Origin of the sequence: Clostridioides sp. ES-W-0018-02 (assembly GCF_020658175.1) — a bacterium.
Lineage (GTDB): Bacteria > Bacillota > Clostridia > Peptostreptococcales > Peptostreptococcaceae > Clostridioides.
The window spans coordinates 306,522-329,090 of record NZ_JACVVY010000001.1 but is presented as its reverse complement, the minus strand read 5'-3'; the positions used below and the strand labels follow the sequence as shown (position 1 = coordinate 329,090).

Genomic DNA, 22,569 nt, shown 5'->3' with positions numbered 1-22,569 from the left:
ACAAAATCCTACTTTTTTCATTAAATATTTATATTTATTATAAGATTAATTGTATAGATGTTGAAACTATAGTCATTACTATTCCTATTAGTGCTTCATACGGAATCAATTTAAATCTTTCACCTATATCCATATTTATACTACCTGCACTAGTATGAAATAATGAACCATTTGGTAATTGTTCAAATACACTAGAACCTGCATTAACAATTGATGCCCCTGAAATTGGTGATAATCCACCACTTACTATAGCATCAGAAAAAGTTGACGATGCTATAGTAGCTCCAGCTGTTGATGATGCTGTTGCTAGTGACATAAGTATACCTGAAATTGGTGCTAATAAAAATTGTGGCATATTTAAATATTGTAGTATACCTATTGTACTCTGTTGTAATTCAGACATTTGTATAATACCTGCAATAGTCCCTGTTCCGAGTAATAATATGCATACACCTTGCATCTTAGATAATCCAAAAGATAAATACTCTCTTGTATTCTTCAAATTTCCTGTAGCTATTAAGGTCGCTACTCCTCCTATAGGAAGTGCAACCATAGGGTCTATTACTATAGGTGATATATTTCCTAAAAACAATAAAAATATAGCTACAATTGGACCACATAATGACTTAAACAAACTTGGTAAGCCCTCTCTTTGCTCCAAGAGTTCATATGATTCTACCTTGTTTCCTTTATTTATTAATAAACTTGCCAAAACAACTGTAATCACAATACCAACAATTGCTGGAATTACGTTTGCTATCATAACACTAGATAGATTTACAGAAAAATTTTCTGCTACCGCAATGGTATTTGGATTTGGTGATATTATATTACCTGCTTTACCTCCACCTAACATAGCTAAAAGTATTGCTAATTTAGAGTAGTTTAATTTTCTTCCTATGTATAAGCCTATTGGTGCTACAGTTATTACAGATACATCCAAATTTACACCTACTCCTGCAAGTACCATTGTTGAAGCAGCTATAGAAAGTAAGGCTCTCTTTTCTCCTAATATCTTTACGATTTGTTCTGATATTTTATCAACTGCTCCTGTTTTTATTAGACTTCCAGCCAATACACCTGATGCTAAAGCTCTAAGAATTGATGGTGAGATATTCATAGCTCCAGTTGCCATAAAATCTACAGTTTCTGTTATACTCGCTCCTCCAATTATTCCCCCAACAAATGCCCCTAACATTAAACTATATACAGCTTGAAATTTCTTTATAATTAAAATAATTGCTACTAATAAGCCAAATATAGCTCCAAAAGTTGTTATTTGCACACTATTCCCTCCTATCTTAAAGTAAGTTAATTATTTTTTACTTAATTTAATTTTATTTAAATATATTTTAAGTATTCTGTATCCACTTGTCAATTATATTTTAATTTATTCAATTAGATTTAACATTATTTATTCAAAATTATATCTTATATGTTATAATGATTTCATACTATATAATCTTTTTATTTAGGTTATTTTAAAGTAATATTTTTAAAACGAAAAAGAGAGGATATTTATATGAATGATTTAAATTTAGGAGAAAAAATAGCTGAAGTTCGAAAAAAACAAAATCTAAGTATTCGAGATTTAGCAAAACTAGCAGATGTTACACCATCATTATTGAGTCAAATAGAACGAGGTCTTGCTAATCCATCTGTAAACTCATTAAAATCTATAGCCTCTTCTCTAAATGTTCCTCTATTTACATTTTTTGTATCTGAAGTAGATAAAAAAAGTTTAATAGTGAGACGCGATAGTAGAAAGAAAGTTATTTTACCTGGAAGTAATGATGTTGTATATGAAGTTTTAATTCCAGATTCTAGTGGTAACTTAGAATTTGCTATTATGGATTTGGCTCCAAATACATCTTCTTGTGTTGATAGAATTACTCATAATGGAGATGAAATTGCATACATTTTAGAAGGAGAAGTCAAACTATTTATGGATGATGATGAATTTACTCTATTCAAAGGTGATAGTGTTAAGATTCCTCTAGGAACAAAGCACAAATGGCAAAATGATTCTAATAGTGAAAGCAAAGTAGTTTTTGCAGTTATACTATAAAGGGTAGACCTTATGAAGAGATATAAATTTATATTTTTTGATGCAGATGATACTTTATTTGATTTTAAAAAGAGTGAATCTTATGCTTTCAAGAAACTTTTATCTAAATTTGGATTGGATTTTAACTTTGAAAAATGTATAAAAATATATAGAAATATAAGTGATAAGCTTTGGCTTGACCTTGAAAAAAACACTATAACTTTAGATGAGCTTAAGCTACTTAGATTTGAACTTTTTGCAAAGGAAATGAAATTAAATGTTGACCCTATAATTCTTAGTAAAATGTACCTAAATCTTTTGTCAGAATGTACTTTTTTAATGCCAGGTACACTTGATGTATTGTCATACCTTAAAAGTAAATATAAAATTATCATAATAACAAACGGAATTTCTAAAGTCCAAAATAATAGGCTTAAAAACTCAGAAATAAAAAAATATATTGATGGAATGATTGTATCAGAAGAAGTAAAAGTATCAAAACCAAATCCAGAAATATTTAAATATGCATTTAAAAAGTTTAACTGTTATGATAAAACTTCTGCTTTGATGATTGGTGATAGTTTAACTTCAGATATATTAGGAGGAATAAATTCAGGAATAGATACTTGTTGGCTAAACTCCAATAACAGTATAAATTATACTAGTTCTATACCAACTTATGAAATAAACACTCTCATTGAATTAAAAAATTTATTATAATTTATAAGTAGAATCTTATTATTTTGCAATAATTTTTTTAGCTAGCGTATATTTAAGCTAAAAAAATTATTGCAACTTGCCAATATCAACTTTAATCTTGTAAAAATTTCTAAAAACACTTTCTAATACATTTACTGCATCTTGATTCAGTATTTTCCTTATCACCCATTAATATGAGCATCGCGACACTTTTTATAGGAGCCAATTGATGATAATCATTGATTTTTATTTCCAAATTATTGTATTTATTTTTTATATATTCATAAATGTCTTTTTGATTTTCAACTTTAAAATCTTTATCTCCTGGATATATCTCGTATGATATATTGAGATTACTATAGGTTTCCTTTAAATACATTTTTATTTTTTCATTAATGTAATCTAAACATACTACACCTATTTTGTCTAGTGCTAGACCTGCCATCATATTACAATTTTTCATGTAGTCGTTCATCTTAATATCAATTTTATCTCCTATAGTATATAAAATAGCAAATGCCTTTTTACACTCTTTAGGCATTTTATCAGTATCAATTTCACTTATATAAACTTTAATATTCAATATGCTTTTTATACTTTTTATTTCTTCTTCAACTATTTCATTAATCATTTCTGGAACTTTTCTATTAGAATATCCCAAAAACTTTAGCACTGTATCTTTATTTATATAAATATTTTCTAAATCTATAAATTCTAAATAAGGCATATTTTTACTGTTATTCCAACTCATTCATATCAATCCTATCTAATTCTTTATAACTAATTCTGCCTGCTTTTATGGCTGCTTGTAAATTTTCTACTGGTGTTGTATTTAAACAGTTACAACCAAAATCGCATAGGAAATTATCATACTTTCTCATCTTTTTTAACAACTTTAGTGTTTCCTTTGTGATTTTATCAGGTGTAGAACGTCCAAGAAGTTTTATTGGGTCTAAATTTCCAATTAAAACTATATCTTTTGGAATTCTTGGTGCAATCTCTTCATAGTCTAGAATTTGGTCTAAACTTACTGCATCTACATTGCAACTCAACATATTATCTAACAACTCTCTTGTGTCTCCACATATATGCATACCTTTCCAACAATCAAGTTCATCATATATCTCATTTAAATTTTTTACTATATATTCATCAAATCTAGCTTTGTTTAAAGTTACTGATGTTGGCTCTGCTATTGAAATATATTTTGCACCTGCTTTATTTGCAGCCACAGCATATCGCCTTACTAACTCAGTAGTGAATTCTAATAACTCCTCCACAAATTTTTTATCAGTTATTATATACCTTAAAAGTTGTGTAGCCCCAGCTAATTGACCTGCAAGAGTAAATGGACCTTGTATTGATTCATATAATGGTTTTTTTATAGTTTTTGATATTAGTGACAAGCTTTCTAGATTGAGTGGCATACGTCCACTTGTATAAGGGTCTGGTACATCTAATTTTCTTAACTTTTCACTATCTGTTATTGTATGTGTCAATACACTTGGAAAATCGTAATCTGGTCTTAGTGTCTCTAAGCCCAGAGTCTCACAAAATGTAATTCCATCACAAAATGAATATATAAAATCTGATTCAAAATATTTGTCCATAGTTCTTGCTAATTCCAATTGTAAATCTACACTATCATATACTTCATATGCTTTTTTATTTATTAAAAATAAACCATTTGTACCCATATCAGGCAGGAAAAATCCTCTATCTTCACTATTTATATATTGCAATAAAGTCATATCTGAAAACATTCTAAATTTCTCCTCCTATAAGTTTGTCTATTAATTTAACTGCTTTTGGAGCATTTGGACTATATCCATCTGCACCTATCTCTTCTGCAAAATCCATACTTACAGGACCTCCACCAATTATTACCTTTGGCCTTTTACTTAAATTAAGTCTATTAAGCTTATTTATTACTGATTTCATGTTTTCCATTGTCGTTGTCATCATTGAAGATAAACCTATTATATCTACATTGTTTTTTATAGCTTCTTCTATTATATCTTCGCTTTTTCTATTTACACCTAAATCAATTACTTTATATCCAGTAGCTTCAACCATTACTTTTACAATATTTTTTCCAATCTCGTGGGTGTCACCTTCTACTACAGACATTAAAATTACTCCCTTTGATTTTTTCTTTATCTTTCCAGTGCCCTTTAAGATGCTAATACCTTTGTTTAATGCATCTGTACATACTATCACTTCTGAAAGATAGTATTCTTTACTCTCAAATTTATCTAAAGCACCTATCATACCCTTGTTTAACCCATATTCATATATATCCTCTACATTAATATTTTCCTCTATAGCGTCTTTTACTAACTCTTCTATATTATTTACACCCATATTTAATATACATTCTGCTATTTTTTCAAGTATGTCCATATAATACTCATCCTTTCAAATTCCTTCATAAAAGTACTTTTCCAACACTCATTGAACTAATCTTCCATACCAAATAACTTTATACTCAAGTTACTTGATGTAGGTAATCTCTTCTTTGATTGGCTAATTGAATCAACTTCTTTAAACCATCTTTAAGAACATTTCTTTTAAATCTTAGGTAAAAAGTATAATAATTATTGGTAGTTTAAATTTGCAGTCCATGGAAAATCTATAGGAAATACTTTTGTAGTAAATTCATATATTTTTTTTAAATGTTTAAATTCATTGTATTGTTCTTCATTTCTTTCGAAAAATAGCTTATTAAGTTTATCTAAACTTTCTATCATAAGCTCCTCTTCCTTATATTTGATGATATATTTATTTTCAACTTGTTTAAATTCAATATGCTCTAATAGTTCAGAATCTACATATTGATTAAAATAACCTTTTAAATTATCACATAATTTACTGTAATTTATTATTTTAATTGTTCCTTGTTGATAATCCAAAGACTTTAGTTCATTACATTCTAATTGGTCCTTTAGATTTCTTACATGTACCTTATAGTCTAAATACTCTAAACCAAATTTATTCGTAACATATTTTAATACATTTTCAACATTTATATTATTCACTCCTATTTCAACTACTTCTCCTATAATAGAACCTTCTTTTTTTATTGTTCTTATTATTAAATATCCTATTATGTTACTATTTTCTTTTATAAATACTTTCTTATAATCAATTGGCCCCCAAGCAATAGTAGCTGCATGTAATAATTTTTTAAATTCATCTCTCGTTCTTATAAATCTAGTACTATTTTGATTATATAATTCAATCATTTTATCTAAATCAGCATCTTTTTCAAAATTAGTTTCATCAAATTCAACTATTTCATATGGTATTTCAATATTTTCTGGCTTTATTGTATATTTATAGAAACTCTTCACTACACTACAGTTTCTTCTACTATATAAACTTCTTGTCCCTGAAATAATTAAAACATCTACACCATCAGAAAACATTTTTTCTTCTGCTTTATCTAGTATTTTAGATGAATATCCCTTCTTCTCATAATCTGGATGTGTGCATACTCCACCTATAGCTGCAACCTTTAGTTTATTTCCTTGAATAGATACATCTTGTACCAAATAGTTTACATCTGAAACTACTTTTTCATTTTCTGATATTATAATCATATTTTCTATGTTATCTTTATTCAATAAAAGGGGAAACTCTTCCACCATAGTTGGCTTATAGTTTCTTGATATTCTAAACACATAGTTTATTAATCCTGTTACTTTATCAAACTCTTCTACTTTTGCACTTCTTGGTTTTATTTCCATCTATATACCTCCTGATGTTATTTAAAATATTTCAATGCTATCATTTTTAGTAAAATATTTATTACCACATTTTTAAATTTATCACTACATTTCTAATTATATCTTTTTTCTTCATGATTTTTAATTGTTTTTCAACAAACTTCTATAAAAAATATATATAATTCCCAGTTATACTTATAAAATGACCATTTATGTATAATATATTGAAATATTTCCTATATGTTTATATGATTAAACTCTATAGGTCAATTGAAACAACCATTTTATTGAGAAGGTTATATTTTTTTATTACCTTCTTTTTTTTATAATAAATTACTATTTGATTAATAGAAAATATTCTAAGTTCCTTTTAAATAATGACTTTATTGTTTAATTGTACTAAAATAGTATATGTAGGTTACAAATAATCTAATAAATACTAAACATTGGAGGTAATAGATATGGCAGATTGTAATTCATGTCCATCAAAGGGAAATTGTAATAGTCAATCAAATTGTTCTATTGAAAATAACCCTAACAATAAATTTGGAAAAATAATTGGTGTTATGAGTGGGAAAGGTGGAGTTGGTAAATCGACTGTAACTGCTTTACTTGCTAATAAACTAAATAAAATGGGATATAAAGTTGGTATATTAGACTCTGATATAACAGGACCAAGTATTCCTAGACTTATGGGTCTAAAAAATGTAAAAGCTTATTCTGATGGTTCTTATATTTATCCTGTAGAAAATTCAAATAACATAAAAGTAATGTCTATAAATCTTATGATAGATGATGAAAATGAACCTGTTGTTTGGAGAGGACCTCTAGTTGGAGGAGTTGTAAAACAATTTTATACTGATGTACTTTGGGAAGAACTAGACTATTTACTTATAGACATGCCCCCAGGCACTGGAGATGTTGCATTAACAGTTATGCAATCTATACCTATAAGTGGAATAGTTATGGTTTCAGTTCCTCAAGATTTGGTATCTATGATTGTATCAAAAGCTGTTAATATGGCTAAAAAAATGAACATAAATGTTCTTGGAGTTATTGAAAATATGAGTTATATTCAATGTCCTGATTGTTCTAAAAAAATCAAACTATTTGATGGTGACTCTACTGAAAAGTTTTTAAATGATTTAGATTTAAAACTTCTAGGTGAACTTCCTATGACTAAAGAAATCATAGATATTACTCATAATGGTGTTACAGACATTAGTAATGATTTAGACTCAATATTAACTGATATTGTTGAAAATATCAAATAGATATAAATTAAAATTTTATAGTTTTACACTCTAATACTAAAAGAGGTGTGTATTTATTTTGTAATATTACAAATAAAATACACACCTCTTCTACATCTATCTATGTTTTAAATACACAAAATATTCTTCTATTATATCTCCATTTTTCACTTTTACTAAGTATTCATTATAGTGAGCATTGTATGGCTGTGTCATTTTACACTCTACTACATTTTCTATATCTTCCAATTCTAAGAGTTCTACATCTTTTAAAAATTTTCTTTCTAAAAGCTCCATTAGTCTTTCCATAACCTATTCCCCCACTTCTCCAACATAATTAAAATAAAGCAAGTAAATTATCTATTTATAAAATTTACTTATTTATATTATATCCCATATCTTACAAATCCTAACAGAATTCATAAATTATTGTGAGAAAATATGTATTAACCTTTTAATAAATCTATCTTATAGTGATATATTAAGTATTCTTTCAATTATGTAAAGCACTCCTCTTAATCCAATAAATGGTGTATATGGATATATATTTACACTTTTTAGGTTTGGATTACTTATCTGTATATCTAACTTTGAATTGTGACTCATATCAATACTAGTACCATCTCCAAATAAAACCAATAACTCATTTTCTTTTAAATATTTATTTCTTTCTAACTCATTATTTCCAATATATACAGATTCGTCATTACAATCTGTATTATGCAATATATTAACTCTATCAACTTCAAGACCTAATTCATTCAATAAATCTTTAAATCCTAAAGCAGTGTCATAATCTCCAAATACAGCACATTTTTTGCTTTCCTTATAAAAATAAAACTTCCTTTTTATATTAAATACTTGTCTTTTTATGTTAGATACTTCAGCTTCATAAGCACTTTTATCCAAATCCCACATAGTTACTTTTTGTATGTCTTTAATAAATTCTTCAGTATTTTTTATTCCATAAGGCTTTTTATACACATAAGGTATATTGTACTTATCCTTCATAAAAGTGGCTGCTTTAATACCTTCTTTCCTAAGTACTATATTTAAACTAGATTTAGATGCATTTTCTATTTCATCTATTGATGTGTATGATGTAAAGGTTACATTTACTTCTTTTTTGAAAAAAGTCTTTATCATCCTTTTAATTTCTTCACAATCTGATAAAAAGTTATATTGGTCTATATTACATCCAATTATATTAAAACTATCAATTTTTTCATTGCTCTCTTTTACTACATCCTTTGCTAATATATAAAGAAAATCTTCAACTCCTTGATTATAATCTTCTCTTAATCCACCTGTTGTAATTGGGATTAACTTACAGTTTACAGAATCACTTATGATATTGCAGATTCCTACTATATCCACACCTATAATAGAAGATACAGATGAAGCCATTACAAATATATATTTTGGGTTAATATTATTATCTATTTCAATTATAGCCTTTTCTAATCTATCATAATTTCCAAACGTAACATCACTTTCACTCATATGAGTTGAATAAATCTTTGCTTTGTCTTCTCCATTTAAACTTCCAATTGCTTCTATCGCATAGTGAGTTGTTCCTGATGGGCCAAATTCTATGACACAGGCTTCACTTATTGATGATACTGTAAATATTATTCCCATTCTATCAGAAGGATTTGGAAAATATTTATATACTTCCATATTAAATCACTTCCTTTCTTGTAACTTTCTCCACATCAAACAATTTAATTAAAGTTTCCATTATGCCTATTGGAAGCTCAAACCCTATTTTTTGTGCATGTTCGTCTAACGTTATTTGCATAAGTCCTTTTTCTTTTAATAACATTGGATTTTCATGGCCTATATAAATATCTGCATTTATAGTATCATACAAACTTCTAAGTGGAGCTATATTCGCAATTCTGCTTATATATGGATTGTGTCCTTTTTTTATTATGTTGTCTTTAAATAAACCATCTTGTTCATAAAGTTCACGCACTTGTATAAATTCTGGCACTAACCCTAATTCTGTTAAGAAATCCACTGCTTCAAACACCATCATTGGTGTATTCCCATAAATTAGCTTTTTACCTTCCATTAGAAGTCTACATTTATTCAATAACAAATTATATTTTTGTCTTTGTTCTAATAATTCATCTTGTACATCTATATCTAAAATGTTACAAAGTTTATTATAGTTTTCCATTATAATTGACTCTTTCATGTTTTTATCAAAATATATGTATTCTATTCCAAATTTATTTTTCATATCTTCTGCTAAATCCAATGCTATCATGTCTGTTACTATATTTAATTTAGCACTAGATGCACTTTTTATATCTCTTATAGTACATTTAGATGGTATTACACAATTTATTTTTACGCCTTCTTTAAAAAGTAACTTTACAAGCTCTGTATCTTCTACATTCTCTTGTCTATGCCCTAAAATATTAACACCTTTTTTATTTGTATGATTCTCCATAACTGATGATAAACTCTTTAAAGCTCTAGTCATTCCAATTATATGAGAATTACAAGTATAATGTTCGGTATTAACTGCTAAAACAGGGATACCTATCAGTTCTTCCAATTCCTCAGATAAAGCATTATAATCCTCACCTATTAACTCTGGTACACATGTAGTTACTATCATTATTGCATCAAACTTTTCAACTTCTGAAATATACTTTACAGCTTCTATTACTTTTTTTTCTGCACCAAAAACTATATCTTTATCTTTTAGAACTACTGAATAAACACTATCTTGACCAGACTGTCTATGATATGCAAAGTTTTTACTATAATAAGTACATTCATTTGTTCCTACTATCACAAGAGCCATGTTTTTTATATATGATGCAGTTAATACAACTCCAAACAATGGACAATGAGTCCCTGGAAACACAGCATATGATAAAGATTTTATATCTTTATCATATGCTATATCTTTTAATCTATTTAATACATTTAAAGTATACATATTTTTTCCTTTCCAATCCTATTACTTATACAACTTTATAAATTTAAAGTTACACTTATATTACTTTTTATATTTTTAAACTGTGGTCATTTCAAATGTTAAAACTTTATATACTACTAGTTCTTCTACATAACATTATTGGATGAATCCTAGGCTTTTTGCTAATTGGATCTATATCTATATCACATTTTACCTTATAAACATCTTTTATTATTTCTTCACTTATTACGTTATTAGGATGGCCATCCGCTACTATAGCACCATTATTCATAATAATAAGTCTGTCACTGTATTTGCTCGCTTGATTTATATCATGTAGAACCATAATTATAGTCATTCCAAATTTTTTATTTATATCTTTTACAAGTTCCATTAGTTCTAATTGATGAGATATATCTAAATATGTTGTAGGTTCATCTAATAAAAGTATATCTGGCTTTTGACAAAGTGCCATCGCTAACCATACTCTTTGTCTTTCTCCTCCAGATAAATTGCTTACCAATTTATCTTTATATGCTTCAAGACCTGTATTTCTCATTGCCCAATTTACTATCTCTTCATCATTTTTATTTTTACTTTCAAAAAAACCTTTATGTGGTACTCTTCCATAATATATTAAATCCTTTACTTTTATATCCTTTAAGGAGGCATTATGTTGAGCTAATAATGCCACTTTCCTCGAAATTTCTTTATTACTCATGACTTTCATATTTTTCTTACCAATATATATGTCACCCTGTTTAATTTTCAAAATTCTAGATAAGGATTTAAGTAGCGTAGATTTTCCTGAACCATTTGGACCTAATATAGAAACTACTTCTTTTTCCTTAATGCTCACACTCAGATTGTCTATGATAATCTTATCTTCATAACCTATTTTGACATTTTTTACATTGAACATTAATAACCGCCTCTCTTTCTTAATAAATATAAGAAGAATGGACCCCCTATTATAGACATAATAACGCCTACTGGAATCTCTATAGAGCCTCCTATTGTTCTTGCTAATGTATCTGCAATTAATAATACTATACTCCCTAGTACTATACTAAATGGTATCGTATATTTATGGTCACTACCAAGCAACATACGAGTTATATGTGGTACTATAAGGCCCACAAAGCTGATGACACCAACTATGGAGGTAGAAACACCTGCTAAAAATATAGCTACTAATGAGATTAGAAACCTACTTTTATTTACATTGAAGCCAAGATTTGTAGCTGCGTCATCTCCTAGTTGCAGTACATTTGTACTTCTGATAAGTAAAATTGCTCCTATCAATCCTATAACAGAATACCATATTAGCATATTTACATCTAACCAAGTCTTTGTGGCTAAACTTCCGTTTAACCACAACATTGCACTTTGAATTCTTTCACTATACATAGTTGATAAATACGATATAACACCACCTAATATAGTGTTTACAGCGACTCCAGCTAGTATAATTCGCTCTGGTCTAAGCCCATTTTTATACGCCATCAAATATACTACTCCACAAGATATGAGTCCTCCTATAAAAGCAACTATTGGTAACATACTTGTATATTGTGGAAATAAAAGCAATATTATAATAGCAGCTACACTTGCTCCTGTAGATATACCTGTTATACCAGGGTCTGCTAATGGATTTTTCATAACAGCTTGTAACAATAATCCTGAAACTGCTAGATTTGCACCAACTAACGCTGCTAAAATATTTCTAGGCAACCTCATTTTATAAACTATTGTAGTAACCATTGTATTATTTTCATTTATCAATGCATCAAATATTTCCCCAATACTTAAATTTACACTCCCTACAGTAGAAAAAACAATTAATAAAATAATTACAGTTATCAACCCTGTAAATATCAATAAGACTTTTTTATTATCCATATTATTCACCTAAAATCTATTTATCTCCATATAAGATATCTCCCAGTTTATTTATTGAATCTTTGACATGTATATTTGCTGATACATTAAATATACTTGAGTCTAAATCTATAACTTTTCCATTTTTCACTGCATTCAATGTAGCCCATGCAGGATTTTTATCAAAAGAATCATCAAATGCTTTTTTAGTCTCTTCTATATTCCCATGTGCAAATCTAAGTATGTAATCTGGATTTTCTTTTATAATTTGTTCTAAGCTAAATTGTATATAATCTGAATCCACACTATCTGTTAAGTTATCAGCTATATTTTCAGCACCTACTGTTTTAACCAAATCACCAAGATATGAGCTCTTTGTAGCTAGCATAAAACTATTTCCACCACCAAATAAAATAGCTACTCTTGGTTTTTTATCCTGTTTTTTTGATTTTTCTACGACCAATTCTTCTACTCCTTTTAGCTCTTTTATAAGTTTTTCTGCTTCATCTTGTTTATTTATTTTATTACCTAAATTTTCTATACTTTTAAGAAACTTTGTGTATGTTCCAGTTTCAAAATAGAATGTATCTAGGTTATATTCTTTCATACTCTTCTCAACATTTTCTTTAAACATACTATCAACTATAAATACATCTGGCTCAAGAGATGCTACAATTTCTAAGTCAGGATTCATAGCTTGTCCTACTTCTGGTAGATTTTTATATTTTTCTGGCAATTCAGATTTAGTCGTTGGAATACCTACTAAAGTAGCATCTAATTTATCTAGTACTTGTGTTGCTGCTACTGTGGCTGAAACAACTTTTACGTTGTTATTTGACTCCTTATTTGCAGACTCATCATTTGATGGTTTTGAGCATCCTGTTAATATTAATGCACTAAGTAAAAATACTGAACATATCTTTTTAAATTTCATAAAAATTTCCTCCATAATAAACTTTATTTTAAATCTGTATTTTCTATTTTAATCTTATATTTATCTAGTTACTTTGCATAATCTTATTTGCAAGTTCTATATATACTTGTGACATTTCATCATCTTTATCTTCTTCTATAACGGTTCTTCCATTATTCTCAGACTGTTGCATGATTTTATTTCTTGGGATATAGTGAAAAACTTTACTTTTTATTTCATCAGCCAATTTTTCAACTAATTCTATTTCATTCTCAACATTTTTAGCGTTTAATATGAGTCCTTTTAAAGAAGCATACCCTCTATTTTTAAATTGCTCTACAGCTAAAGATATATTACTAGCAGCATACATTGACATCATTTCTCCAGAAGTTACTATATACACTTCATTTGCAAATCCATTTCTTATTGGCATTGAAAATCCTCCACAAACAACGTCTCCAAGTACATCGTAAATTACTACATCTGGATTATATATTTCAAACGCCTTTAATTCTTCTAATTTTTCAAAGGCCGCTATTATGCCTCTTCCAGCACAACCTACTCCTGGAGTTGGGCCTCCTGCTTCAATACATAATACTCCACCATATCCTTCAAATACTATGTCTTCAAGTTTTAAATCATCTTTCTTCTCTTTCATTACATTGAGAACTGTTGGTATAAATTTTCCTTTCATTAAATTTTTAGTAGAATCTGATTTAGGGTCACATCCTATTTGCATAACCTTATATCCTAAATGAGAAAGTGATGCAGATAAATTGGAAGTTGTTGTTGATTTTCCAATTCCTCCCTTCCCATAAATAGCTATTTTTTTCATTGACTTTTTACCTCTCTTACATCATAATATTATTTAACGAAATTAATTATCATTCGCAATAACTATTTTACGCGATATGTTTTTTAAATTCTTAACTATATTTGTTTTTTTATAAAAATATTTGTATAAATTTAGATGAGGTGATTTTTTGAAATGTTTTAAAGATGATATAGAACTTATCATTAATGATTTTTTTGACTGTTGTAATATCCCAACAAAAGTGATTAATAAGGATTTAAAAGAACTTTGTAGTGTTGGCTACAGTGATAAACTAGAAATATACTTTTCAAGTTTAAACATATTCAATAATATAAAAAGCACAGATTTTATATCTAATAAAAACTTATCCTATATAATGTTAAGTTTTTGCAATGACATACAATTTTTAATTATGCCAATACATAAGTTTGATATTTCTAGTGGCTATTTTGTTATAGGGCCTTTTAAATCATGCATTAATAATGATATTGAGTTTTCTGATATACCATTTAAGCCTCTATCATGTGTAGATTATATATCAAATCTTTTATCAGAAATATGTAATGATAAAATGAAACACAAACCAGCTCTTAGTTTTTATGTAAAAAAAACTATCGATTATATTCATAAAAACTACTCAGAGGATATAACAGTAAGTGATATATGTAATGATTTACAACTTAATAAAAGTTATTTTTGCTCCCTATTTAAAAAAGAAAGTGGATATACATTTACTAACTTTCTCAATAAGGTTCGAGTCGAAAAAAGTAAAAAATATTTGCTTCGAGAAGACATGTCTATTTTAGATGTTGCTGTATTTGTTGGGTTCAATAGCCAAAATTATTATAGTATGGTTTTTAAAAAGTTCAACAACCTTACACCAATTGAATATAAAAATATTTATAATTAAAAAATATCATTCTGCAAAGGATGATATTTTTTAATTATAAATATTTTGACGAAAACAGTTAATTCTTTGTTAAGTTGACTTTATCCAAAATATGCTAAATATCACCTTAAGTATTTAAATTACTATATGATATAAGTTTTCTCAAATTAACAACAACTTAAAGATTTAACATTCTCTTAACCTATACTTAACAAAACGTTAATATTTAAATTGACAAAATTTGTTATTCTATATTATGGAAACGATAAATTTTAGTTAATAAAGTTTATAATTCATATAAAAAATTTATTAATTTCTTAAGGGAGGAAATATCGTGAATATAGCAGTTAGTCTTATCGGTGGACTTGGACTTTTTCTTTATGGAATGAGTTTAATGGGAGAAGGTTTACAAAAATCGGCAGGAGACAAATTAAAGAAAATCATCGAACTCTTAACAAGTAATGTTGTTATGGGTGTATTGGTGGGTACAGTTGTTACAGGTATCATACAAAGTTCAAGTGCTACTACTGTAATGGTTGTAGGGTTTGTAAATGCAGGAATAATGAATCTAAGTCAAGCCATTGGTGTAATAATGGGTGCAAATATAGGTACTACTGTTACTGCCCAATTAGTTTCATTTAATCTTGAAGGAATAGCCCCAATTGCATTAGGTATAGGTATAGTATTTTATTTATTTACATCAAATCAAAAAACAAAACACTTAGCTGAAATACTTATTGGTTTTGGTATATTATTTACAGGTATGGAATTTATGAAAGATGCAGTAGCTCCACTTGCTGAGTATAAGGGATTTACTGATACACTCTTATATTTTAGTAAAAATCCTATTCTTGGTATATTAGCAGGATTTGCAATCACTGGTATCATACAAAGTTCAAGTGCTTCTATGGGTATGCTAATAGCTTTAGCTTCTCAAGGAATACTTCCTCTATCAGCTGCTTTACCTATACTTTATGGAGATAATATTGGTACTTGTGTTACTTCACTTTTATCAAGTGTTGGTGCAAATAGAAATGCTAGACGTGCAGCTGTAATGCATTTAAGCTTTAATGTAATTGGTACAATAATATTTATGCTTGTCTTAAATAAACCTATATCAGCAATAGTTACTCATTTTGACCCAACTGACACAGCTAGACAAATAGCAAATGCACATACTTTATTTAATCTTACAAATGTTATAATATTATTGCCATTTTCTAAATACATAGTTAAATTAGCAAATAAACTTATACCTATTAAGGAAACTGAGTCAGAAATTGTAAACAATACTAAGTACTTAGATGAAAGAATGTTTAGTACTCCATCTATAGCACTTGGTAATACTGTACAAGAAGTTGTTAGAATGGGCCATAAAGCTACAAACTCTTTAGAACATTCAATTGCAGGTTTTTTAAATAAAAGTAGTGAGGATATTAAGAAAACTTTTGAGTCTGAAAAAGTTGTTAATAAATTGCAAAAAGATATATTAAATTACTTGTTAAAACTTTCTAAAGAACCACTCAGAGATGATGAACGATTTAGAACAGATTTACTTTTCAATACAGTAAATGATATCGAAAGAGTATCTGACCATGCTGAAAATATAGCTGAGTTGGCTATGACTGTTAAAGAAATGAATGTTAACTTTTCTGATAGTGCAATAAAAGAAATCTATGAAATATACAATAAAACTATGACTAACTTTAAGGATGCTTTAGTAGTTTTAGATGTAAAAGATTTTGAATTAGCAAACAAAGTTTTAGAAGTTGAAAATGAAGTAAATTACTTAGAAAAAACTTTTAGAAATTCTCATATGATTAGATTAAATAATGGTAGTTGTACAATTGATGCTGGTGTACTTTACCTTGACTTACTTACTAACTTAGAAAGAATTTCTGACCATTCAACAAATATAGTAAAACAAGTTTTAAAACTTAAACAGAAAATATAATGACTACAATTTGTATTTAATTTTAATTAACTACTTAATATAATAAAAAGCTATAAATAATAATTCTATTATTTATAGCTTTTTCAATTTAGTTAATATAAATTTAGAATAGGTATTTTTCTTTTTCTCTTATATAATAAACGAGTACCTTAAACATTTGATTTAATTTTAAGCACAGGATTTTTTAATAATTGCTCAAAATCATCTTGTGGCATTGGCTTTGCATAAAAATATCCTTGTGCCAAATAACATCCAATTTTTTTTAGTATTCTCACTTGTTCTATACTTTCTACCCCTTCACATATAACTTTCATATTTAATTCTTTTGCCATATTTACCACTCCACGCACGACAGCTTGTTCACGACTACCATGCATTCCTTTTTGTATAAATGTACGGTCCAACTTAATTATATCAACAGAAAATTGTTGTAATAAGCCAAGAGAGGAATATCCAGAACCAAAATCATCTATAGAAATAGGAAATTCTGATTCTCTTAGTTGATTAAAATGACTCAAAATCTGATTGAGATTTTCAACAAAAATACTTTCTGTGACTTCTATTTCAAGGTATTTGTGAGGTATTTTATAGGAATCCGCTATTTCTATCAATTTTTCTGAGAAGCTTTCATTATTAAAATGAATTCTGGAAAAATTACAGGATACTGGACTAATATTTAATCCCAAATCCATCCATCTCTTTAACATTTTGCAGACTTCTTCATAGATATAAAAGTCAATTTCTACCACAAATCCATTTTTTTCAAAATAAGGAATGAATTTTGCAGGACTTATTATACCTTTATGTGGATAATTCCATCTTACCAATGCTTCACTTCCTACCAATTTATTTGTATTCATATCTACTTTTGGTTGAAAGTATGGAACAAACTCTCCATGTTCTAAGGCTATTTGCATTCTATCTGTTAAGTTTCTTTGATGTAACCCTTCCTCTCTCATAGTCATATCATAAAGTACAACACAACTTTTGTGAGTTATTTCTGTATTTCTTCTTGCATAATTTGCTAGGTCAAGCATGAGAGATATATCATGTTTTTCAACTTCATCTACCATATATACACCAAATACAAGAATAAGTTGGTAAGTTTTTCTCATTTTTTCTACCCAACCATTTAATTGATTATCAATCTTGAAGAGACGTTCTTCTAAGCACTCCCAACTATCGTATTTTAATAACATAACAAATTGGTCTGCAGAAACGCGAGCACAAGATTCTTCAAAAGATACAGAATCTTGTAAAGCTTTAGCTAGTGCACAAAGTATTTCATCTCCTTCTGAAAAACCTAAAGTGTCATTAATCATTCGAAATTGTTTTATATCTAAATAAACAATCACATATGAACCACTTTCTGCACTTCTTAAACTCTTAATAGCTTCTTTACAAAATTTATTTAAATTCCAAATTCCTGTAAGACTATCTCGGTATAACAAACTCTCAATACGTTTATTATTTTTTGACTTTAATAAAAGTAGAAAACTCAAAAGTATAATAATAATAGCTGATACTATAATAACGCCTCCAATAATTGCCATTGGATGCTGGTGGATAATATCTTGCCAAGTTATATCATATTGAATTATCGTATTTTTTAAAATTATTCTGTCCATTTGTTCTGTTGACATATATTGAATACATTTATCTAGTATAGAAAATAACCTCGAATCTGCAGAATCAGAAATACCAATACTTATTTCTTCTGCATAGTTTGTCAAGGTCGAAACAGAAAATTTTTCATAACGAGGATTGGACAATAGATAATCTGCAATATATGTATTTACATAAACAGCATCCACTTTATCCTTTAATACAGCCTCAAAACATTCTTTTGGAGAATTATAATACTCTATAGTTCTATCTAGTTTCCCATCTTCAGTAATATTTTGTCCAATTAAAGAACCATTTACAGCTGCCACTTTTTTAATTTCATTTTCTTTTTCTCCACTAACTAAAACTACTGGAGCACGTAAATAATACTGCGTTGTTCTTATATTGTTTTTTTGGTTGTTAATATAATCGTTTTCCATACCACAAACTATAGATATTCTAGAATCTTTTGATACTTGAAGTGCTTCACTATAACTTTTTGCAGAAACAAATCTAAATTTTAAACCAGTGTTATTTGTAATTTCCTTAAATAAATCAGCAACCACACCAGAAAACTCACCTGTTTTTGAATCACCATATTCTAGTGGTATCTTTGTAGAATCATAAACAGCTGAAATTTCACCAGATTGTTGTATATATTCTTGCTCATCTTTTGTAAATACTGGCTTCTGAGCAGTACTTATAGAAAAATATTTATTATATAATTTTGTTTCATAACTTGAATTCCTAAGTGTCAATGTATTCAAAGCAGAATTCAGTTGAGATAATAAATCCAGTTTCTTATTTGAAACCACAGTATAGAGTGGCTCTGGAGAAAATTGTGCTACACTTTTAAATGTACTAGTCCGACCAAGATGTGTTATAGCAACACCATCAAGATTTCCATTTTTTAAATCTCTTAATAAATCATCTGTTTCTTTATAAGATATAATTTTAACTTCAAAATCATTTGTTTTACAATATTCTTTAAAGTTTTCAGCATCCTTACTATTACTAATAACACCTACTTTCATATCCTGAAATGAATCAAAATCCTCATAATCATAACGAGTATCATCCACTTTTACATTTAAAGTTGTATAGATATTACACATTGGTAGTGTTGGAAAAAGCATTTCTTTTGTACGTTCTTTTGTATAATAGACACTAGGAAGAACATCTATCTCACCTGATTTTAACATTTCAAGAGCATTTTCCCAACTTTTACAATCTACTATTTCATATTTCCAGTTAGTGTACTTAGTAATTTCTTGTAAGTATTCAAAATTAAATCCTATATACTCTCCATTTTCATTTCGACTCATATAATCGCCATCATCATAATACCCGACTTTAACTGGAACCCTATCTGAAGCAGAGTTAATTTTTATTGGAAAAGAAAGAAAAATCATACAAACAATCAGAATCAATTGATAGGTTTTTAACTTCAAAATTTTGTCCTCCTCCCTCTTAGTAGCTATATTATATCATTTTCAATAGAAAAATAGAATATACTGCCAATTGTTTAACTTTCAAAATACTTCTAAAATATATATTACAAGTGAGAATACAGAAAACTTAACTTATATAAATATACTATTATTTTATATCTATCACACATAATAAGAATACTTAAAAAGCTATATGAATTTGCAAAATAACAAATTTATATAGCTTTTAACATGGTAAAATAATTCATTTTTTATATAATCTTTTTATAATTACATCAAATTGAAATTCCTATAAATTAATTTTATTGCACAATTGATACTTTAATAATATCCCCATTTTTTCTTTCTAGATGAACCACTTCTCCAGTTAAATCATAGTCAAATGCCTTAACTAGTATTTCAGTAACTTTTTTACCATCAACTACATCATCTTTTCCATTAAATAAATCTAAAGCATTGCTTTCAATCATTCTCTTTGCAAAATTTACAGGTAATTTTATATGTATTTTGTCGCCTGTATGTGATAGAACTCTTATTCTTAAAAACTTTTCTAAATTATTTCTTGGTATTTGTTTTGATGCCATTCTATTAAATCACTCTCCCTTATTTTTTATTTAATAATAAATTTTATTCTTAAAAATATCTTTATATGTATCTATTATAAAAGTAACACTATTATTTTCTGTGTTTAGTTTATACCTAACTCTATCTAATATGCCAGTTTCATGAGTTCATATATTTTTTTTAATAATTGTACATTTTTAGACTTTATTTTATAATTATTCTATATACTTTATACTCTCAATGAAACTTTTTATCAGAATGTTTTATTACATAAAATACTAAAATTAAACTAATCTATTTATCACTAAATAGTATCAGGGGGATATACTTATGATAGAAAAAATTAAAAACATGCTAAAAAATCACAATCATGATATATATATTTCACCACACAAATTATTAAGACCATATATAGCTCACTATACAATAACTTTTCCAGATAAAAATTCTATAGAAAACCTGACATTGATACCTGATGCCAGTGGATGTATCGTATTTGAATTTAGTAAAAAAGATATAACTAGCAAATTTTGGGGTGCTACAACAAAAACTATTATTGTAAAAAATGATATAGAAAATGTACTATTTAGAGTATTTGTTGAATTTCTTCCATGTGGAGTATACTATTTAACAGGTTTTCCTCAGATAGAATCAGCCGATTTAATAATCCCTGTTAAAGACTTTAACACTCAACTTGATTTCGAAACTAATTCTATCTTTGAAAAGTCCAATACTCTTAAAGAACTCATTGAACAATTCGATAGGTTATTTTTATCGTACTTATTTAAATCTAATATAAAAGATTTAACAATACCAATTCTTATAGATGCTAGGAAACAAAACTCTATTATGTCTGTTAAAAATATTGCTCAAATTAGTTGTTATAGTGAACGCCATTTAAATAGGATTTTTAATAATTCTCTTGGTATGAGTGTTAAGACATACCTTAGATTATTACGTATAAATACAGTACTACAAGAAATACAAAGTAATAATATATCATTTACAACTTTAGCTCAAAATATAGGTTATTATGACCAATCTCACTTTATAAATGATTTTAAATCTATTTGTGGTGTTAATCCAACAACCTACATAAAAAATTTGTCTGATTTTTACAATGAGAAATATAAATTTTAACATATGATTATATTAAAGTTTATATTTGAGGAGGATTTAAAATGATAGAATCAAGATGTGGAATTTTGTGTTGTGAATGTAAGTATAAGGAAGATGTAAATTGCGCTGGATGTACAAATATTAATAAACCTTTTTGGTCTGAAGAATGTCCTGTAAAATCATGTTGTGAGAATAAAAATCTTACACATTGTGGCCTATGTGACACATTTCCATGTGAAATATTAACTCAATTTGCATATGATAAAAAACAAGGTGATGATGGAAAAAGAATTTCTCAATGTGAAAAATGGGCTTCTCTAGCTTTATAATAGTATCATATTTATATATTTTATATTGTATATAAATTAAAATATTAATACCTTAATACATAATTGTATATTCTCTAAGATAGATAGCTATTATTCAATATAAAATAATACCTATCTATTTTTTTCACAAATAAACATTGATTTTTAAATCTCTTAATTTTATATTTTAATATTTATGTCAATTAAATGTTAGTAAAGTATTTTATCTGCATTTACACCAATATATAGTAACACAAAGCTTTTCAATTTTTTATGGTTAAGCATAATCAAAAAATGTTAACTAAAAATTACAATTAAGTAGACATTTGTATTAATCTATGATACAATAGTATTTGTGGTAATACACAATTAAATCAAGTATATCTTGATATAGGTTAATAGGAGT

Annotated in this window: 21 protein-coding genes; 7 read left to right on the top strand and 14 right to left on the bottom strand. The window is 27.4% G+C overall.

Going from position 1 to position 22,569, the window contains the following annotated elements; translation table 11 throughout:
* Positions 1-37: 37 nt before the first annotated feature.
* Complete coding sequence (locus IC219_RS01605; protein WP_227831057.1) at positions 38-1,285, bottom strand: GntP family permease; 1,248 nt, start codon at positions 1,283-1,285, stop codon at positions 38-40.
* Positions 1,286-1,522: 237 nt separating this feature from the next.
* Here IC219_RS01605 and IC219_RS01600 point away from each other — a divergent pair, with 237 nt between their 5' ends.
* Positions 1,523-2,068 (top strand): helix-turn-helix domain-containing protein, encoded by a 546-nt coding sequence (locus IC219_RS01600; protein WP_227433237.1) that lies wholly within the window; start codon positions 1,523-1,525, stop codon positions 2,066-2,068.
* A gap of 12 nt (positions 2,069-2,080) precedes the next feature.
* Positions 2,081-2,767, top strand: a complete 687-nt coding sequence (locus IC219_RS01595) for a YjjG family noncanonical pyrimidine nucleotidase (RefSeq protein WP_227483224.1) — start codon at positions 2,081-2,083, stop codon at positions 2,765-2,767.
* Positions 2,768-2,876: 109 nt separating this feature from the next.
* Here the strand turns inward: IC219_RS01595 and IC219_RS01590 are convergent, their stop codons facing one another.
* From IC219_RS01590 to IC219_RS01575, 4 genes are all read right to left on the bottom strand, one after another.
* Entirely contained in the window at positions 2,877-3,497 is a 621-nt protein-coding gene (locus IC219_RS01590) for a hypothetical protein (protein ID WP_227483225.1), read from the bottom strand.
* The gene (locus IC219_RS01585) at positions 3,484-4,509 is read right to left on the bottom strand and encodes a uroporphyrinogen decarboxylase family protein (RefSeq protein ID WP_227831058.1); all 1,026 of its coding nucleotides are present in this window, start codon (positions 4,507-4,509) and stop codon (positions 3,484-3,486) included. Before IC219_RS01585 ends, IC219_RS01590 begins: the two co-directional genes overlap by 14 nt.
* 1 nt (position 4,510) lies before the next feature.
* Positions 4,511-5,149: a cobalamin-dependent protein gene (locus tag IC219_RS01580; protein ID WP_227483227.1), complete on the bottom strand. Its 639-nt coding sequence runs from the start codon at positions 5,147-5,149 to the stop codon at positions 4,511-4,513.
* Positions 5,150-5,343: 194 nt separating this feature from the next.
* Complete coding sequence (locus IC219_RS01575) at positions 5,344-6,495, bottom strand: GNAT family N-acetyltransferase (RefSeq protein WP_227483228.1); 1,152 nt, start codon at positions 6,493-6,495, stop codon at positions 5,344-5,346.
* A gap of 440 nt (positions 6,496-6,935) precedes the next feature.
* Between IC219_RS01575 and IC219_RS01570 the strand changes: the two genes are divergently transcribed.
* Positions 6,936-7,748 (top strand): Mrp/NBP35 family ATP-binding protein, encoded by an 813-nt coding sequence (locus IC219_RS01570; RefSeq protein WP_227483229.1) that lies wholly within the window; start codon positions 6,936-6,938, stop codon positions 7,746-7,748.
* A gap of 96 nt (positions 7,749-7,844) precedes the next feature.
* On the opposite strand, the gene IC219_RS01565 is transcribed toward IC219_RS01570, so the two are convergent.
* From IC219_RS01565 to IC219_RS01535, 7 genes are all read right to left on the bottom strand, one after another.
* Positions 7,845-8,036 (bottom strand): hypothetical protein, encoded by a 192-nt coding sequence (locus IC219_RS01565; RefSeq protein WP_227433230.1) that lies wholly within the window; start codon positions 8,034-8,036, stop codon positions 7,845-7,847.
* Positions 8,037-8,195: 159 nt separating this feature from the next.
* Entirely contained in the window at positions 8,196-9,407 is a 1,212-nt protein-coding gene (locus IC219_RS01560; RefSeq protein WP_227433229.1) for a nitrogenase component 1, read from the bottom strand.
* A 1-nt stretch (position 9,408) separates the two neighbouring features.
* Positions 9,409-10,686, bottom strand: a complete 1,278-nt coding sequence (locus IC219_RS01555; RefSeq protein ID WP_227831059.1) for a nitrogenase component 1 — start codon at positions 10,684-10,686, stop codon at positions 9,409-9,411.
* A 106-nt stretch (positions 10,687-10,792) separates the two neighbouring features.
* On the bottom strand, positions 10,793-11,587 hold the full coding sequence (locus tag IC219_RS01550) for an ABC transporter ATP-binding protein (protein WP_227831060.1): 795 nt from the start codon (positions 11,585-11,587) through the stop codon (positions 10,793-10,795).
* On the bottom strand, positions 11,587-12,567 hold the full coding sequence (locus IC219_RS01545) for a FecCD family ABC transporter permease (RefSeq protein ID WP_227433226.1): 981 nt from the start codon (positions 12,565-12,567) through the stop codon (positions 11,587-11,589). The genes IC219_RS01550 and IC219_RS01545 overlap by 1 nt, the downstream gene beginning before the upstream one ends.
* Before the next feature lie 16 nt (positions 12,568-12,583).
* Positions 12,584-13,480: an ABC transporter substrate-binding protein gene (locus IC219_RS01540; RefSeq protein ID WP_227433225.1), complete on the bottom strand. Its 897-nt coding sequence runs from the start codon at positions 13,478-13,480 to the stop codon at positions 12,584-12,586.
* A gap of 64 nt (positions 13,481-13,544) precedes the next feature.
* Positions 13,545-14,294 carry an AAA family ATPase gene (locus IC219_RS01535; protein WP_227433224.1) on the bottom strand — a complete coding sequence of 250 codons (750 nt, stop codon included), beginning with the start codon at positions 14,292-14,294 and terminating at the stop codon, positions 13,545-13,547.
* A gap of 148 nt (positions 14,295-14,442) precedes the next feature.
* On the opposite strand from IC219_RS01535, the gene IC219_RS01530 reads away from it, so the two are divergent.
* Both IC219_RS01530 and IC219_RS01525 read left to right on the top strand, forming a co-directional pair.
* Entirely contained in the window at positions 14,443-15,183 is a 741-nt protein-coding gene (locus IC219_RS01530) for a helix-turn-helix transcriptional regulator (RefSeq protein ID WP_227433223.1), read from the top strand.
* Positions 15,184-15,496: 313 nt separating this feature from the next.
* Positions 15,497-17,116: a Na/Pi cotransporter family protein gene (locus IC219_RS01525; protein WP_227433222.1), complete on the top strand. Its 1,620-nt coding sequence runs from the start codon at positions 15,497-15,499 to the stop codon at positions 17,114-17,116.
* A gap of 149 nt (positions 17,117-17,265) precedes the next feature.
* Here the strand turns inward: IC219_RS01525 and IC219_RS01520 are convergent, their stop codons facing one another.
* Both IC219_RS01520 and IC219_RS01515 read right to left on the bottom strand, forming a co-directional pair.
* Positions 17,266-20,172, bottom strand: coding sequence for an EAL domain-containing protein (locus tag IC219_RS01520; protein WP_227831061.1), 2,907 nt, complete (start codon positions 20,170-20,172; stop codon positions 17,266-17,268).
* Between the two features lie 302 nt (positions 20,173-20,474).
* Entirely contained in the window at positions 20,475-20,756 is a 282-nt protein-coding gene (locus tag IC219_RS01515; protein ID WP_227831062.1) for a hypothetical protein, read from the bottom strand.
* Between the two features lie 310 nt (positions 20,757-21,066).
* On the opposite strand from IC219_RS01515, the gene IC219_RS01510 reads away from it, so the two are divergent.
* Complete coding sequence (locus tag IC219_RS01510; RefSeq protein WP_227433220.1) at positions 21,067-21,876, top strand: helix-turn-helix transcriptional regulator; 810 nt, start codon at positions 21,067-21,069, stop codon at positions 21,874-21,876.
* Between the two features lie 41 nt (positions 21,877-21,917).
* A complete protein-coding gene (locus tag IC219_RS01505; RefSeq protein WP_227831063.1) occupies positions 21,918-22,184 on the top strand; it encodes a DUF3795 domain-containing protein in 267 nt (88 codons plus the stop codon).
* Positions 22,185-22,569 lie beyond the last annotated feature (385 nt).

What these genes read in the sequence shown, in the direction of transcription:
- IC219_RS01540 (WP_227433225.1), bottom strand. Translation starts at nt 13,480, where the DNA reads ATGAAATTTAAAAAGATATGTTCAGTATTTTTACTTAGTGCATTAATA.
- IC219_RS01545 (WP_227433226.1), bottom strand. Translation starts at nt 12,567, where the DNA reads ATGGATAATAAAAAAGTCTTATTGATATTTACAGGGTTGATAACTGTA.
- IC219_RS01580 (WP_227483227.1), bottom strand. Translation starts at nt 5,149, where the DNA reads ATGGACATACTTGAAAAAATAGCAGAATGTATATTAAATATGGGTGTA.
- IC219_RS01510 (WP_227433220.1), top strand. Translation starts at nt 21,067, where the DNA reads ATGATAGAAAAAATTAAAAACATGCTAAAAAATCACAATCATGATATA.
- IC219_RS01575 (WP_227483228.1), bottom strand. Translation starts at nt 6,495, where the DNA reads ATGGAAATAAAACCAAGAAGTGCAAAAGTAGAAGAGTTTGATAAAGTA.
- IC219_RS01585 (WP_227831058.1), bottom strand. Translation starts at nt 4,509, where the DNA reads ATGTTTTCAGATATGACTTTATTGCAATATATAAATAGTGAAGATAGA.
- IC219_RS01590 (WP_227483225.1), bottom strand. Translation starts at nt 3,497, where the DNA reads ATGAGTTGGAATAACAGTAAAAATATGCCTTATTTAGAATTTATAGAT.
- IC219_RS01550 (WP_227831060.1), bottom strand. Translation starts at nt 11,587, where the DNA reads ATGTTCAATGTAAAAAATGTCAAAATAGGTTATGAAGATAAGATTATC.
- IC219_RS01595 (WP_227483224.1), top strand. Translation starts at nt 2,081, where the DNA reads ATGAAGAGATATAAATTTATATTTTTTGATGCAGATGATACTTTATTT.
- IC219_RS01535 (WP_227433224.1), bottom strand. Translation starts at nt 14,294, where the DNA reads ATGAAAAAAATAGCTATTTATGGGAAGGGAGGAATTGGAAAATCAACA.
- IC219_RS01565 (WP_227433230.1), bottom strand. Translation starts at nt 8,036, where the DNA reads ATGGAAAGACTAATGGAGCTTTTAGAAAGAAAATTTTTAAAAGATGTA.
- IC219_RS01570 (WP_227483229.1), top strand. Translation starts at nt 6,936, where the DNA reads ATGGCAGATTGTAATTCATGTCCATCAAAGGGAAATTGTAATAGTCAA.
- IC219_RS01560 (WP_227433229.1), bottom strand. Translation starts at nt 9,407, where the DNA reads ATGGAAGTATATAAATATTTTCCAAATCCTTCTGATAGAATGGGAATA.
- IC219_RS01505 (WP_227831063.1), top strand. Translation starts at nt 21,918, where the DNA reads ATGATAGAATCAAGATGTGGAATTTTGTGTTGTGAATGTAAGTATAAG.
- IC219_RS01600 (WP_227433237.1), top strand. Translation starts at nt 1,523, where the DNA reads ATGAATGATTTAAATTTAGGAGAAAAAATAGCTGAAGTTCGAAAAAAA.
- IC219_RS01515 (WP_227831062.1), bottom strand. Translation starts at nt 20,756, where the DNA reads ATGGCATCAAAACAAATACCAAGAAATAATTTAGAAAAGTTTTTAAGA.
- IC219_RS01555 (WP_227831059.1), bottom strand. Translation starts at nt 10,686, where the DNA reads ATGTATACTTTAAATGTATTAAATAGATTAAAAGATATAGCATATGAT.